At 45.3% G+C, this 14,915-nt stretch carries 12 protein-coding genes; 10 read left to right on the top strand and 2 right to left on the bottom strand.

The window, feature by feature from the left end; all coding sequences use genetic code 11:
- Positions 1 to 153: 153 nt before the first annotated feature.
- From prfC to deoD, 8 genes are all read left to right on the top strand, one after another.
- Positions 154 to 1,734, top strand: coding sequence for a peptide chain release factor 3 (prfC, locus tag AB6D93_RS05475; protein WP_017063282.1), 1,581 nt, complete (start codon positions 154 to 156; stop codon positions 1,732 to 1,734).
- A gap of 105 nt (positions 1,735 to 1,839) precedes the next feature.
- Entirely contained in the window at positions 1,840 to 1,995 is a 156-nt protein-coding gene (locus tag AB6D93_RS05470; RefSeq protein ID WP_157938685.1) for a DUF5363 family protein, read from the top strand.
- Positions 1,976 to 2,788 carry a TatD family hydrolase gene (locus tag AB6D93_RS05465; RefSeq protein WP_102331944.1) on the top strand — a complete coding sequence of 271 codons (813 nt, stop codon included), beginning with the start codon at positions 1,976 to 1,978 and terminating at the stop codon, positions 2,786 to 2,788. The genes AB6D93_RS05470 and AB6D93_RS05465 overlap by 20 nt, the downstream gene beginning before the upstream one ends.
- Before the next feature lie 204 nt (positions 2,789 to 2,992).
- Complete coding sequence (locus AB6D93_RS05460; RefSeq protein ID WP_017058833.1) at positions 2,993 to 4,255, top strand: NupC/NupG family nucleoside CNT transporter; 1,263 nt, start codon at positions 2,993 to 2,995, stop codon at positions 4,253 to 4,255.
- Between the two features lie 520 nt (positions 4,256 to 4,775).
- Positions 4,776 to 5,552, top strand: coding sequence for a deoxyribose-phosphate aldolase (gene deoC, locus AB6D93_RS05455; RefSeq protein WP_010436196.1), 777 nt, complete (start codon positions 4,776 to 4,778; stop codon positions 5,550 to 5,552).
- A gap of 110 nt (positions 5,553 to 5,662) precedes the next feature.
- Complete coding sequence (gene deoA, locus AB6D93_RS05450; RefSeq protein WP_017063283.1) at positions 5,663 to 6,991, top strand: thymidine phosphorylase; 1,329 nt, start codon at positions 5,663 to 5,665, stop codon at positions 6,989 to 6,991.
- Positions 6,992 to 7,067: 76 nt separating this feature from the next.
- Positions 7,068 to 8,288 (top strand): phosphopentomutase, encoded by a 1,221-nt coding sequence (locus tag AB6D93_RS05445; protein WP_102331945.1) that lies wholly within the window; start codon positions 7,068 to 7,070, stop codon positions 8,286 to 8,288.
- A gap of 65 nt (positions 8,289 to 8,353) precedes the next feature.
- Positions 8,354 to 9,073: a purine-nucleoside phosphorylase gene (gene deoD, locus AB6D93_RS05440; RefSeq protein ID WP_102331946.1), complete on the top strand. Its 720-nt coding sequence runs from the start codon at positions 8,354 to 8,356 to the stop codon at positions 9,071 to 9,073.
- A 127-nt stretch (positions 9,074 to 9,200) separates the two neighbouring features.
- Here deoD and AB6D93_RS05435 read toward each other — a convergent pair whose 3' ends face one another.
- A complete protein-coding gene (locus AB6D93_RS05435) occupies positions 9,201 to 9,812 on the bottom strand; it encodes a YtjB family periplasmic protein (RefSeq protein WP_076655999.1) in 612 nt (203 codons plus the stop codon).
- Positions 9,813 to 9,921: 109 nt separating this feature from the next.
- On the opposite strand from AB6D93_RS05435, the gene serB reads away from it, so the two are divergent.
- Positions 9,922 to 10,902, top strand: coding sequence for a phosphoserine phosphatase (serB, locus tag AB6D93_RS05430; protein ID WP_017058828.1), 981 nt, complete (start codon positions 9,922 to 9,924; stop codon positions 10,900 to 10,902).
- A 122-nt stretch (positions 10,903 to 11,024) separates the two neighbouring features.
- Here serB and AB6D93_RS05425 read toward each other — a convergent pair whose 3' ends face one another.
- Positions 11,025 to 13,370, bottom strand: coding sequence for a PilZ domain-containing protein (locus tag AB6D93_RS05425; RefSeq protein ID WP_017058827.1), 2,346 nt, complete (start codon positions 13,368 to 13,370; stop codon positions 11,025 to 11,027).
- A 161-nt stretch (positions 13,371 to 13,531) separates the two neighbouring features.
- Here AB6D93_RS05425 and radA point away from each other — a divergent pair, with 161 nt between their 5' ends.
- Positions 13,532 to 14,911, top strand: a complete 1,380-nt coding sequence (radA, locus tag AB6D93_RS05420; protein WP_017058826.1) for a DNA repair protein RadA — start codon at positions 13,532 to 13,534, stop codon at positions 14,909 to 14,911.
- The last annotated feature ends 4 nt before the right edge of the window (positions 14,912 to 14,915 follow it).

Raw genomic sequence — 14,915 nt, 5'->3', positions numbered from 1 at the left:
TAACTAGATAGCTAATCACAAAATTAGCCAAAAAATAGGGTGTAAACTGACCCTTTAGAAAGTGATACGCTTTCTGTATAATCCGCACACAGAATTCAAGGGCAAGTATTATCTACTTGCCCTTTTTACGCTTTAGATCAGCAAAGGGCGACTATGTCTTTCCAACAAGAAGTGAGCAAACGTAGAACGTTTGCGATTATCTCTCACCCGGATGCGGGTAAAACCACGATTACTGAAAAAGTTCTTTTATTCGGAAACGCGATTCAAAAAGCGGGTACCGTAAAAGGCCGTGGCTCTAACCAGCACGCTAAATCTGACTGGATGGAGATGGAAAAAGAACGTGGTATCTCGGTAACTACGTCGGTAATGCAATTCCCATACAATGATTGCCTAGTAAACCTACTAGATACTCCAGGACACGAAGATTTCTCGGAAGATACGTACCGTACGCTAACAGCGGTTGATTCATGTTTGATGGTTATCGATGCTGCGAAAGGTGTCGAGGATCGTACTCGTAAACTAATGGAAGTAACACGTCTGCGTGATACGCCAATCGTAACGTTTATGAACAAACTTGACCGTGACGTTCGTGACCCAATGGAAGTGCTTGATGAAGTAGAGAGCGAGCTAGGTATGGCTTGTGCTCCAATCTCATGGCCAATTGGTTGCGGTAAAGAGTTTAAAGGTGTTTACCACATTCACCGTGATGAAACGATCTTGTATGAATCTGGCCACGGCCACGAGATCCAAGAAGTTCGTATCATCAAAGGTCTAGATAACCCTGAGCTAGATGAAGCAGTAGGTGCTGATCTTGCGGAAAGCGTACGTGAAGAGCTAGAGCTTGTTATCGGTGCTTGTCCTGAGTTTGACCATGAATTATTCCTAGCGGGTGAACTAACGCCGGTTTACTTCGGTACTGCATTGGGTAACTTTGGTGTTGACCACATGCTTGATGGTCTAACGAAATGGGCTCCAGCACCTCAAACGCGTCAAGCGAACGAGCGTGATGTTGAAGCGACAGAAGAGAAGTTCTCTGGTTTCGTATTTAAGATCCAAGCAAACATGGACCCTAAACACCGTGACCGTATCGCATTCATGCGTATCGTATCAGGTACTTACGACCAAGGCATGAAGATGAACCATGTTCGTACTGGTAAGAACGTAAGTATTTCGGATGCGGTAACCTTCATGGCGGGCGACCGTGCGCGTGCTGAAAAAGCATACGCTGGTGATATTATCGGTCTACATAACCATGGCACAATCCAGATTGGCGATACCTTTACTCAAGGTGAGAGCCTTAAGTTCGCTGGTATTCCTAACTTCGCACCTGAGCTATTCCGTCGTATCCGTCTACGCGATCCACTGAAGCAGAAGCAACTTCTAAAAGGATTAGTTCAGCTTTCAGAAGAGGGCGCAGTACAAGTATTCCGTCCTATGCAGAACAACGATCTGATCGTTGGTGCGGTTGGTGTACTTCAGTTCGACGTGGTTGTAGCGCGCTTGAAAGCGGAATACAACGTAGAAGCTATCTACGAAGGTGTTAACGTTGCAACAGCTCGCTGGGTTGAGTGTGACGACGCTAAGAAACTGGAAGAGTTCAAACGTAAGAACCAATCTAACCTAGCGCTAGATGGCGGTGACAACCTGTCTTACATCGCACCAACTATGGTGAACTTGAACCTAGCTTCTGAACGTTTCCCTGAAGTTCAATTCCGAGCGACGCGCGAGCACTAATTTCTCCGCGATCTATTAGAGTTAAACAAAAACGTCTATTGTTCTGCAATAGGCGTTTTTTAATGCGTTTTATTTGAGGTTTAAAGGCTGAGGTTAGAGGCAGTTATGTTGGGTTGGATAAAAACTTGGGTTAAAAGATACGATAAGTGGTGTGAAGAGCTTGGGTTAACGCCTGAGAACAAGCGCAGTTGTGTTGCTTATCGCCGTGATCCTCAAGGGAAACAAACAGAGAGTAGGGAAGATGACACAGCAAATAAGTGACTTTCCGCTGTTTGATACTCATTGCCACGCGGATTTTGAGGCGTTTGAGCAAGGTTTTACACCTGAACAAAGTATTGATGGCTATCTTAAAGAAGCAAAGCAAGCTCAAGTTGAGAAGTTAATCATCCCTTCTATTGGCCAAAGTAACTGGAGGAAGCTCGATGAAATCGCTCAATCTCACCCCAATGTTTACTATGCATTAGGCTTCCATCCTTACTTTTTAGAGCAGGCCAATGACGAACAATTTTCGGAACTTCGCCAATTACTCTCTTCAAAAAACAGCCAATGTGTCGCGATAGGTGAGTGCGGGCTCGACTTTTTTGTGGACGTTGAACGAGAGAAACAAGAGCGCTTTTTCATCCAACAAATGGAGCTTGCGAAGGAGTTTGACCTGCCTTTAATCATCCATGAGAGGAAGTCTTACAACCGACTTATCGAGCTAATAAAGCAGCATAAGTTCACCTTAGGTGGTGTGATTCACGGTTTTTCTGGGAGTGAACAGCAAGCTTTGGCGTGGATCAAGCTCGGTTTCTATATTGGCGTCGGTGGAACGATAACTTACCCAAGAGCGCAAAAAACACGCACAACCATCGCAAAATTGCCCCTTGAATGTCTGGTATTGGAAACGGATGCTCCGGACATGCCCATGTATGGAAACCAAGGAAATGTTAATCATTCCAAATATTTAGTTACGATCTTAAATGAACTTTTTTTGCTTAGAAAAGAGCCAAAGCAATCGATTGCAGCGCAAATTTGGCAAAATAGCCATCGCGCATTCGGTATATGTGAATAAAATCGAAGGTTTTTGTTTATCGTTTGCGTAAATTGCACTGAGCTTGTGATTTGGGTCACATTTGTGTGTGAATGGTACATGAATCTTCTACGAAAGTGTGAGGACGGCATTACTTTATTAGTGGTCGCATGAGTATAATTGCCTCCGCTTTATAGCCCCATTTTGTAACACGCCAATAAATAACTAATAAGGAAGTCATAAACTATGAGCCTGTTTATGAGCCTAGTCGGAATGGTTGCACTGATCGCAATCGCAGTACTACTATCTGACAACCGCAAAGCTATTAATCTAAGAACAGTGGGTGGCGCTTTCGCTATCCAATTCGCACTTGGTGCATTCGTACTTTACATCCCTTGGGGTCGTGATCTACTTGCAGGTTTCTCTGCTGGTGTAGCAAACGTGATCGACTACGGTAAAGACGGTACTGGTTTCCTATTCGGCAGCCTAGTTAACTTCTCAGTTGACGGTATCGGTTTCATCTTTGCGTTCCAAGTACTACCAACTCTGATTTTCTTCTCTGCACTTATCTCTGTACTTTACTACATTGGTGTTATGCAAATTGTAATCAAAGTTCTTGGTGGTGGTCTTCAGAAAGCTCTAGGTACTTCTCGCGCCGAGTCTATGTCTGCAGCAGCAAACATCTTCGTTGGTCAAACTGAAGCACCTCTAGTTGTTCGTCCATTTGTTCCTAAAATGACTAACTCTGAACTATTCGCAGTAATGTGTGGTGGTTTGGCTTCTGTAGCTGGTGGTGTACTAGCAGGTTACGCATCTATGGGTGTACCTCTAGAGTACCTAGTTGCAGCGTCATTCATGGCAGCACCTGGTGGTCTACTATTCGCTAAAATCATCAAGCCTGAAACAGATACGCCAGACGACAACATCGCTGACGAAATGGACGGTGGCGATGACAAACCAGCTAACGTTATCGACGCAGCAGCAGGTGGCGCATCAGTTGGTCTACAACTAGCACTTAACGTTGGTGCAATGCTACTAGCATTCATCGGTCTAATTGCTCTAATCAACGGTATCCTAGGTGGCATCGGTGGTTGGTTCGGTATGGAAAACCTAACTCTAGAACTTCTTCTAGGTTGGATCTTCGCACCGCTAGCATTCATCATTGGTGTTCCATGGGAAGAAGCAACTATCGCTGGTTCTTTCATTGGTCAGAAGACAGTTGTTAACGAATTCGTTGCATACCTAAACTTCGTACCATACGTTGGTGAAAACGCTCAAGTTGTTGCAGCAACTGGTCAAGTGATGTCTGAGAAGACTCAAGCTATCATCGCATTCGCACTATGTGGTTTCGCAAACCTTTCTTCAATTGCGATTCTTCTAGGTGGTCTAGGTGGTATTGCACCAAGCCGTCGCCACGACATCGCACGTATGGGTGTTAAAGCGGTAATTGCTGGTACTCTATCTAACCTGATGGCAGCAACAATTGCTGGCTTCTTCCTGTCTTTCTAATTAGTTAGAAATCGATATATAGACGCCATAATAATATCGCCCCGTAGCAAGAAATTGCTGCGGGGCTTTTTTGTTTTTAGGCCTGCCGTTTTTAGTATATGCACGCGCTTATGCTTAGATTCGATGTAGGGTCTAGAATGTTTTTTTGAGATACAAACCGTTTGCGTTCTAAGGAGCACTACAATTTATTGATGGATACCTATAATGTATAAGCTAAAGGGATAGGATGTCTCTGTTGGCAAGAAAGTAACCTCGAAATCAACTCGAACGTTATTCTTCTGGGATTAAGCCAAAATTAGCGATACGCTATAGATGTTAGACACAACATGACTGATTTGTTGTGCCATAGACCAAACTGGTACTGTGCGGTGACAAGGATTGCAATTGGTAGTGAAAGTTATCAAGTCTTCAGGGAACCAAGTCCGTTCATTTGTGGCTACTGAGCATTACTAAAATATCCATCTATACTGGATGGAGGGCGAAGTAGTTAACTATTTGAATATATTGATCGGAGATAGAAATGAGCGATTTAAAAGCAGCAGCTCTACGTGCACTTAAACTTATGGACCTAACTACGCTAAATGACGACGATACTACTGAAAAAGTAGTGGCGCTTTGTCATGACGCGAAGACTGCAGTAGGCAACACCGCTGCAATCTGTATTTACCCTCGCTTTATCCCAGCAGCTAAGAAAGCGTTGCGTGAGCAAGGTACTCCAGAAGTACGCATTGCGACTGTAACTAACTTCCCTCATGGTAATGACGACATCGAAATTGCTGTTGCAGAAACAAAAGCAGCGGTAGCGTACGGCGCAGACGAAGTTGACGTAGTATTCCCATACCGTGCTCTTATTGCTGGCAACGAAGAAGTTGGCTTTGAGCTAGTTAAACAGTGTAAAGCAGCTTGTGGTGACATCACGCTTAAAGTGATCATCGAAACAGGTGAACTGAAAGAAGAAGCACTAATCAAGAAAGCTTCTCAAATCTGTATCGAAGCAGGTGCAGACTTCATCAAAACTTCAACAGGTAAAGTGCCAGTAAACGCGACTCCAGAGTACGCGCGCATGATGCTTGAAGTTATCCGTGACATGGGCGTTGCTAAAACAGTTGGTTTCAAACCAGCTGGTGGCGTACGTACTGCTGAAGATGCAGCACTATACCTAGCAATGGCTGATGAGCTACTAGGCGCTGAGTGGGCAGACAACATGCACTACCGTTTTGGTGCTTCAAGCCTACTAACTAACCTTCTTAATACATTAGAAGTGACAGACCAGACTGCTGATCCAGCAGCATACTAATATCCCAATCGGGTGTAACAAGATTTAGTCTGTTTGATGGAGTGGCGTTAAGTCACTCCACATTACCTCTTTCCCTACAAACCATACTCACTAGAGTTTGGGAGGCACTAATGTATCTACCTCAAGAAATTATTCGCAGAAAACGTGACGGTGAAGTCCTAACAGCTGAAGAGATTAACTTCTTCATTCAAGGCGTAGCTAAGAACACGGTTTCTGAAGGCCAAATTGCCGCATTCGCAATGGCTATCTTTTTTAATGAAATGACGATGCCAGAACGTATCGCACTAACGTGTGCAATGCGTGATTCAGGCATGGTGATTGACTGGAGCCACATGAACTTTGATGGCCCAATCGTTGATAAACACTCTACTGGTGGTGTTGGCGACGTTACTTCTCTGATGCTTGGCCCAATGGTGGCAGCATGTGGCGGTTTCGTTCCAATGATCTCTGGTCGTGGTTTAGGCCACACTGGCGGTACGCTAGACAAGCTGGAATCTATTCCGGGTTACAACATTACACCAACCAACGATGTGTTCGGTGAAGTAACGAAAGATGCTGGCGTGGCTATCATCGGTCAAACAGGCGATCTAGCTCCTGCTGACAAGCGTGTTTACGCAACTCGTGATATCACAGCAACAGTCGATAACATCTCGCTGATCACGGCTTCAATCCTATCTAAGAAACTGGCTGCGGGCCTTGATTCTCTAGTGATGGATGTAAAAGTAGGTTCAGGCGCATTCATGCCGACTTACGAAGCATCTGAAGAGCTAGCGAAATCTATCGTTGCAGTAGCAAACGGTGCGGGTACTAAAACAACAGCAATCCTAACGGACATGAACCAAGTGCTGGCTTCTTCAGCGGGTAACGCAGTAGAAGTTCGTGAAGCGGTTCAGTTCCTAACGGGTGAATACCGTAACCCTCGCTTGTTAGAGATCACTCTAGCATCGTGTGCTGAAATGCTGGTGCTCGGTAACCTAGCTAAAGACTCAGACGAAGCGCGCGAAAAACTGATGGCAGTACTGGATAACGGTAAGGCAGCAGAGTGCTTCGGTAAAATGGTAGCGGGCCTTGGTGGTCCAGTTGATTTCGTAATGAACTACGATAACTACCTAGAAAAAGCAGACATTATTAAGCCAGTGTACGCGTTAGAAAGCGGTGTGGTATCAGCAATGGATACTCGTGCAATTGGTATGGCTGTGGTTGGTATGGGCGGCGGTCGTCGTGTAGCAACTGACAGCATTGATTACGCAGTCGGTTTTGATCACTTCATTCGCCTAGGTGAAGTAGCAAGTGAAGATAAGCCATTAGCAATGATTCATGCTCGTAACGAACAACAGTGGCAAGAAGCTGCAACTGCATTACAAAATGCAATCACTGTGGGCGGAGAATATACAGCAACGCCAGACGTTTACCGTCAGATTCGTTCTGAAGACGTGTAAATAACAGATATCGGTATGCCTCGCGTATACCGATAAACAGAGTTCTGGTGCAAAGAGCAATAAGTTGGTGAAGAAAATGAAAAGAGCATTTATTTTAGTTTTAGATTCATTCGGTATCGGTGAAACAGCGGATGCAGACAAATTTGGTGATGTAGGTTCTGACACTATGGGCCACATCGCAGATCATTGTGACCAAGGTCTTGCAGACAATGCAGATCGTAAAGGTTCACTGACGCTGCCAAACCTGTCTAAGCTAGGTCTAGCGATGGCTCACAAAGAGTCTACGGGTCGTTTTGCTCCTGGTATGGATGCAGACGCTGAGATCATTGGCGCTTACGGTCACGCTGCTGAGCTGTCTTCTGGTAAAGACACGCCATCAGGTCACTGGGAAATCGCAGGTGTTCCTGTACTGTTTGACTGGGGCTACTTCACCGACAAAGAGAACAGCTTCCCAAAAGAACTGACTGACCGCATCCTTGAGCGTGCAGGCCTGTCTGGTTTCTTGGGTAACTGCCACTCATCTGGTACGGAAATCCTAGATAACCTAGGTGAAGAGCACATGAAGACTGGTCTGCCAATCTTCTATACTTCTGCAGACTCTGTTTTCCAGATCGCTTGTCACGAAGAGACATTCGGCCTGCAAAACCTATTAGATCTTTGTCAGATTGCTCGTGAAGAGCTAGAAGATTACAACATTGGTCGTGTTATCGCTCGTCCGTTCATTGGCCCAGGTAAAGGTCAATTCGAACGTACTGGTAACCGTCGTGACCTTTCTGTTGAGCCACCTGCAGCTACCATTCTTCAGAAGTTGGTTGATGAGAAGGGCGGTAACGTTCACTCAATCGGTAAGATCTCTGATATCTACGCGGGTTGTGGCATCACTCAGAAAACCAAAGCAACAGGTATCCCTGCGCTATTTGAAGCAACCAAAGATGCGATCAATGAAGCGGGCGACAACACTATCGTGTTCACTAACTTCGTTGATTTTGACTCAGCTTACGGCCACCGCCGTGATGTTGCTGGTTACGCAGCGGCACTTGAGTACTTCGATGGTCGCATCAATGAAATCATCGATATGATGAAAGAAGACGATGTGCTTATCTTAACTGCTGACCACGGTTGTGATCCGACATGGCCAGGTACAGACCATACTCGTGAGCACATCCCTGTGATTGTTTACGGTCAGAAGGTTCCAGCCGGTTCTTTAGGCCGTCGCGATACATTTGCTGATATCGGTCAAAGCTTAGCGTCATACTTTGGTACATCGCCAATGGGACACGGTACAAGCTTTCTATAATAGTTAACGAAGAGAGAGGGAAACTTCTCTCTTCTTTTTTTGTTTTGAGATTAAGGATATTTTCAATGGCTACTCCACATATTAATGCTGAAATGGGTGATTTCGCTGACGTAGTTTTAATGCCAGGCGATCCGCTACGTGCTAAATACATCGCTGAAACCTTCTTAGACGAAGTGGTTCAAGTGTGCGACGTTCGCAACATGTTTGGTTACACCGGTACTTACAAAGGTCGTAAGGTTTCGGTAATGGGACACGGTATGGGCATTCCATCTTGTTCTATTTACGCGACTGAGCTTATCAAAGACTTTGGTGTGAAGAAGATCATTCGTGTGGGCAGTTGTGGTGCAGTGAGCGAAGATATCAAAGTGCGTGATGTGGTGATCGGCATGGGCGCATGTACTGACTCTAAAGTGAACCGTATTCGCTTTAAAGATCATGACTTTGCGGCGATTGCGGATTACAAAATGGTGCGCGCGGCAGAAGATGCAGCCAAAGCTCTCGGTGTCGGCGTAAAAGTCGGTAACCTGTTCTCGGCTGAGCTGTTCTACACGCCAGATCCAGAGATGTTCGAAGTAATGGACAAATACGGCATTGTTGGCGTAGAGATGGAAGCGGCTGGCATCTATGGTGTATGTGCTGAATACGGCGCAAAAGCTCTAACGATCTGTACTGTTTCTGACCACATCAAGACTGGTGAGCAAACGACATCAGATGAACGTCAAACGACTTTCAACGACATGATGGTTATCGCACTAGACTCAGTGTTGCTTGGTGACCAAGAATAATCTTGATTTGTCTTAGCTTGATAAGTGAACAGATAACAAAAAGCCCCGTTGCTGCCTGAGCGTCGGGGCTTTTTATTGGATTGCTGTACTTATTCTGAGTCTAGTATTTATTGTCAGCCTAGTGTGTTTATGAGCTTACATTTTTCAATAGTAAGTTCTCACCAGACTTAGTTGGTCTTCTGCGAATCAGCATGATGAACAACACGCCACTCACAAACCCCATCAACACCATACCGATCATGTAGCGATCACTTTTGCGGTAGTGGTGATCAGAAATCGCCGTCATCTTACCGGTTTCAAAAGTCACTCGAATAAAGCCGATGATCGTTTTCTCTGGTGAATAAATAGGTTCAACTAATTGTTGTCTGCCGATACTTGCTGTTGAAAGTGGCGTATCTAAGCCAAGAACCTCACGTACCGAGAGGGCTTTTTCGCTCGAAGCCAGTCGAATACCCTCTGCATCATAGATGGTGGTATCGAACACCAGTCGGTCTTGAGATAGCTGGTTAGTCAGATCAAGCAATCGCTCTTGGTCTTGTTGCGTGATCATCTTGCTGGCTGAAAGTGATGCCTGAGAGATAAGCAGCTTGGTAAGAGTTTCCAACTGTTTTGCTTGGATCTTCTCGTTACCTTTACTGATCACGACCGTATTTTTAATCGTTACAACGAACATGGTAGCCAACAAAATGAGGGCTAGCATTCGTAAAGCGTTACGTATTGAGAACAATGATTCATTCATGTTTCACGAAGCCTGAAATAAACAAATGTTATGATTAAGACATATTGAGACTTGCGTTTTCAAATTGCAATAGGTTAACGTTTAGCATAGTTAATTAGGAATCATACACATGGACGCTCAGAAATATCTGCCGATAAAAAGGCATACGACATTATTAACTCGACTCCCCGAGACTCGTTTCGCTTCTCAACTCGCTAAATCCAAGGCCAATTGGATTGTGTTTGGTGAGTACCTATCTCCACAATCTTTCGATGACATCGACTTTTTCACTGGCACTTACAACACCATCCTCGATACGTGGAAGGTTGGGCATTATGAAGTGGCTTTGATGTCAGGCAATCTAACGCCAGCACACGAAGAAATCCTCCAAGCGCTAAAGCTTGATTATGCTTGCCTTAGCGAGGTACCAGACTTATCTAAGCCAGGTTTGATCGTGATGGATATGGATTCCACAGCGATTCAAATTGAATGCATCGATGAGATTGCCAAGCTAGCTGGAGTGGGAGAGTTAGTCTCTGAAATCACAGAACGAGCAATGCAAGGCGAGCTCGACTTTGAACAGAGCCTACGCCAGCGAGTAGGAGCACTGAAAGGTGCGGATGAATCGATATTAGAGCAAGTGCGTCAGTCATTGCCATTCATGCCAGACTTGGTCGGGCTGGTGAATACTCTAAATAAGCTTGGCTGGAAAACGGCGATTGCATCAGGCGGTTTTACTTACTTCTCTGACTACCTGAAAGATACCCTTGATCTAGACCATGCTCAATCAAACACGCTTGAGATCGTCAACGGTAAGTTGACGGGTGAAGTCTTAGGCGATGTTGTTTCGGCGCAGACCAAAGCGGATATCTTGGTAGAGTTGGCTGAAGAGTACGAATTGGAACTACATAATACCGTTGCCGTTGGTGATGGTGCCAATGACTTGGTGATGATGGGCTCTGCAGGTTTAGGCATTGCCTACCACGCAAAACCAAAAGTAGAGCAGCAAGCTCAAACTGCTGTTCGTTACGCAGGTTTAGGCGGTGTGCTGTGTATCTTGTCGGGTGTATTGGCTAAGCAACAGAAGATCAGCTGGCAAGCGAAACCTTAGGGGCTCTACCTAAGTGCTATTGGCTATGTATCTTATTTAGCAATAGTGGCTCAGACACAAAAAAAGCAGGCTATCAGCCTGCTTTTTCAATTTTCATGCTTAAGTTAATACGCCACTCGAGGCTAGCGTGTTAGCTCCAATCGAATCAGCACTTCATCGGTAATGTCCTCTATCTCGCCATAACCGATAAACGCCGTCACCTCATTCTCTAGCTTCTTAGCTTGATGCATACTGATGCGTGAAAGCTCTTCTAAATCCGACTGGAATAAACTCGTTAGCGGATTAAAGATAGGTGCCGTGGTGACTCGCAATACATACACATCACCTAAGTGCTGCGCTTTCTTGATGAATAAGATGCGTTCCTTTGCTGAGGCGAAGTCTTTGACCAACTTGGTGTGTACCGACTGGATTTTGTCGCCAAACTTCACTGCAGCAATGTACACGTCATGATGCTTAGGCTCCGCACCTTCAATTCTTTTTAGTGGCTCAGCCAACAGTGAGTTGGTGTGACCCTTGAAGATTGGCTCGAGTGAGAACTTTTGATTATGGCCAAGCTTAGCAAGTAACGTTAGATGCTTATTCAGTGGGAAATTCACACCAATGATCTTACAGCGCAGCGTTGAACTTGGCTTATCAATGAATATTGGGTTACTGACCATCTTGCTCAACAAAATGTTGTGCAGTGATTCGAGTAGCGAATGTGTTGGCAGTATCTCTTGCTTCTTAATCAGCTTACTTTGGTTTTGATCGATAAGCCCATTAAGGAAAGCGATGGTACGCATTGTCTTGGCGTTCTCGGCAATAACCAACTGCACGTTGCGACCATTCGGACTCACTCGAATTACGTGGTAAGGCACTGTGCTCAGTGGCAGGTTCTTGTCATAGAGCTGCAGTTCATTGAAGTTCACTAATACCGGATCATTAATCTTGAGTACCATTGGGTGTTCAAGGCTAATGCTCAGTCCACGCTTCGAAATATCTAAGGTGTGTCCGTTCGCCGCTGTGCCATCTTGTGATGTAAGTTGCAACGGTGACTTAAATTGGTATCTCGGCTCTTTACGACGAGTCTGAGAGTCAAAGTAGATGCTTTGAATATTGCCGACGACAGTACGCGGGTGACGGAAGCGGTTCAATTCACTGCTTGGAATGCGTGGCTTTTCACTCAGAAGATAGTCCGCCGCACTTTCGTGATCGCCAATCTCTTGCAAGATTCCGCAATGCGTCAGTTGAGCTGAGCTTTGAGCCAGCGTATCCGAGTGTTTAGCTAATGCTTGTCGCTCAGTGTCTGAAAGTTCGAAAACCGAGAACTTGAACGCCTTCCAACTTTTACGTTTGCCACCGATGTGCCAGAACAGCTGTCTTTGTTCACGAGAGGCTTCAGGCAGCATCATTGAATAGAACAAGGTCTTGTTTTGGTGTTCATGGGTAAAAGAGTAGATAACGTTACTGGTTCCCTTCACTCCTGGTTTCGCCAACAGGTTCATACGTTGCTCGTTGAACAGGGTACCCAGCGCTTGTTGATTTCGTTCGTCGTGCCAATATTGCCATAATGGATGGTTGTTATCCGTCAGTAGGGCAAGCTTTAGTTCGCTGCCGCTGAAAAACAGGGGTAGGTTACAAGTATGCTTTAGATAGGTATGTTCGATTCCTCGAGTACGAGTTCGAATAATCCTATCTTGATTCTCATGGCTGGTTTTCTTACTGGTGCTATTTAAAGACTCATCGAGTAAGCGAGCCACAATATTGTTGTCGCTTACCTTGATGGTTCTTAGAAATTTGACCGCGTTGTTCTCATAAGATTCGTCGATACCCAAAACACGAAATTCAACCGCTTGGTTAACATCGTTTTCTTGGGACTTTTCGATAAGCTCTGAGAACTTAACGCTGATGATCTCGCCGAGGTTGTATCGAAAGGCGCTCGGTACTTTGAACTTTGCACCCGACGGGGAGATATCAACCGTTACACCATGTAGGCTTTGCCCTTTCGATGTGGTGATCTCGACCTGCGAGCTAATCTTGAGTCTGTTCTCTTGGCGTTTTAAGTCGTAACCTAGGTTAATAGCTTCCGCTTCGTACGGGCTATTGGCGCTAGTAATGTCGTGGTTACCTTGAGAAGATGTTTTAACAACGCTCAGAGGCTGAGTTCGCGGAGTCATTACTAACTCCCATGCGCCTTCTGTGTAACCTTTAAACTTTTTCGTACCACGTTGATATGCGTTTAAAGCGATATCATCGAGCCAGTGCTTACGGCCATCGAGAGTGAACTGACGACACTCATTATCAATACGCCCGCGTAAATCAATGCTCTTTGTACACGGAGCCATGATACGATTCAGTTCCATTTTAACGAGCAGTTTTAGAGACGGAGATTCGCCTTCTGTCATTTGAGAAAGAAGGAATTCGAAATCTTCGGCGTGGTAGGCCGGGATAAGACGTTCTGCTACAGATAGAATTTCAGATTGCTGCATACTTTTCTTGTTAGAATGGACGGTGCATTTATGTTATCGACTAGTTTAAATCGATCTTTAAGTATAAGTGGTATGACTGCAACGTTTATTTTCACCCGTACGGTCAAATAAGTCACAAATTGACAACATCATTGTGTAACTGAGTAAATTATTGAGGTTTTATGGCTAAGGCAAAACGAGCTTATGTGTGTAATGACTGTGGTGCTGACTTTCCACGTTGGCAGGGGCAGTGCAACGCATGTGGTGCTTGGAACACGATTACAGAAGTTAGGTTAGCCGCTTCACCTCAAGTAGCGCGCAATGAAAGATTATCTGGTTATGCAGGTGCAGTAACAGAATCGAGCGTTCAGACATTATCTGAAATTAATCTACAAGAAGTACCACGCTTTAGTAGTGGCTTTAAAGAGCTAGACCGCGTACTTGGTGGTGGTGTCGTACCGGGTGCTGCGATCCTGATTGGTGGTAACCCGGGTGCCGGTAAATCAACGCTGCTATTACAAACCATGTGTCAGCTTTCTTCTCAATTACCGACTCTCTATGTAACCGGGGAAGAATCTCTGCAACAAGTCGCGATGCGTGCGTCTCGACTTGGATTGCCAAAAGAGCACCTAAAGATGCTCTCAGAAACGAACGTGGATAAGATTTGTCAGGTTGCAGAAAAAGAACAACCTAAGATCATGGTTATCGACTCGATCCAAGTTATGCACGTTGCGGATGTTCAATCTTCTCCGGGCAGTGTTGCACAGGTTCGTGAATCGGCAACCGCATTAACGCGCTACGCAAAACAGAATAACGTTGCTGTGTTCTTAGTTGGACACGTAACTAAAGACGGCACCTTAGCAGGGCCAAAAGTACTTGAGCACATTATTGACTGTTCTGTTTTATTAGATGGCGGAACCGATAGCCGTTTTAGAACGCTACGCAGCCACAAAAACCGTTTTGGTGCAGTGAATGAACTGGGTGTGTTTGCGATGACAGGCCAAGGGCTAAAAGAAGTCAGCAACCCATCCGCTATCTTCTTGTCTCGTGGTGAAGAAGAAACCTCGGGCAGTTCTGTCATGGTGGTGTGGGAAGGGACGCGTCCACTTCTTGTCGAAATCCAAGCGCTGGTGGATTATTCACAGCTGGCTAACCCACGTCGCGTCGCTGTCGGCCTAGAGCAAAACAGGCTTTCTTTGTTATTAGCGGTGCTGCATAAACACGGCGGCTTACAAATGGCTGACCAAGATGTGTTTGTGAATGTCGTCGGTGGTGTTAAAGTAACCGAAACCAGTGCTGATCTTGCGTTGGTGATGGCTCTACTTTCTAGTTTCAGAGATCGCGCATTGCCAAAAGATGTGGTGGTATTTGGAGAAGTAGGCCTAGCGGGTGAGATTCGACCTGTACCGAGCGGACAAGAGCGTTTAAATGAAGCATTTAAACACGGCTTTAAGAAAGCGATTGTACCGGCGGCTAACATGCCTAAAGGTGGCATTCCAGGAATGCAGATCCACGGTGTGAAAAAATTATCGGAAGCAATTAATGCTTTTGATGAGTTGTAATTGA

It is taken from the genome of Vibrio sp. 10N.247.310.23, from assembly GCF_041467155.1.
Lineage (GTDB): Bacteria > Pseudomonadota > Gammaproteobacteria > Enterobacterales > Vibrionaceae > Vibrio > Vibrio crassostreae_C.
Note: the sequence above shows the minus strand (reverse complement) of the source record. Positions and strands in the feature narration are given on the sequence as shown.

Excerpts from the sequence above, each read along its gene's own strand:
- prfC (WP_017063282.1), top strand. The coding sequence starts at position 154 with ATGTCTTTCCAACAAGAAGTGAGCAAACGTAGAACGTTTGCGATTATC.
- AB6D93_RS05470 (WP_157938685.1), top strand. The coding sequence starts at position 1,840 with ATGTTGGGTTGGATAAAAACTTGGGTTAAAAGATACGATAAGTGGTGT.
- AB6D93_RS05465 (WP_102331944.1), top strand. The coding sequence starts at position 1,976 with ATGACACAGCAAATAAGTGACTTTCCGCTGTTTGATACTCATTGCCAC.
- AB6D93_RS05460 (WP_017058833.1), top strand. The coding sequence starts at position 2,993 with ATGAGCCTGTTTATGAGCCTAGTCGGAATGGTTGCACTGATCGCAATC.
- deoC (WP_010436196.1), top strand. The coding sequence starts at position 4,776 with ATGAGCGATTTAAAAGCAGCAGCTCTACGTGCACTTAAACTTATGGAC.
- deoA (WP_017063283.1), top strand. The coding sequence starts at position 5,663 with ATGTATCTACCTCAAGAAATTATTCGCAGAAAACGTGACGGTGAAGTC.
- AB6D93_RS05445 (WP_102331945.1), top strand. The coding sequence starts at position 7,068 with ATGAAAAGAGCATTTATTTTAGTTTTAGATTCATTCGGTATCGGTGAA.
- deoD (WP_102331946.1), top strand. The coding sequence starts at position 8,354 with ATGGCTACTCCACATATTAATGCTGAAATGGGTGATTTCGCTGACGTA.
- AB6D93_RS05435 (WP_076655999.1), bottom strand. The coding sequence starts at position 9,812 with ATGAATGAATCATTGTTCTCAATACGTAACGCTTTACGAATGCTAGCC.
- serB (WP_017058828.1), top strand. The coding sequence starts at position 9,922 with ATGGACGCTCAGAAATATCTGCCGATAAAAAGGCATACGACATTATTA.
- AB6D93_RS05425 (WP_017058827.1), bottom strand. The coding sequence starts at position 13,370 with ATGCAGCAATCTGAAATTCTATCTGTAGCAGAACGTCTTATCCCGGCC.
- radA (WP_017058826.1), top strand. The coding sequence starts at position 13,532 with ATGGCTAAGGCAAAACGAGCTTATGTGTGTAATGACTGTGGTGCTGAC.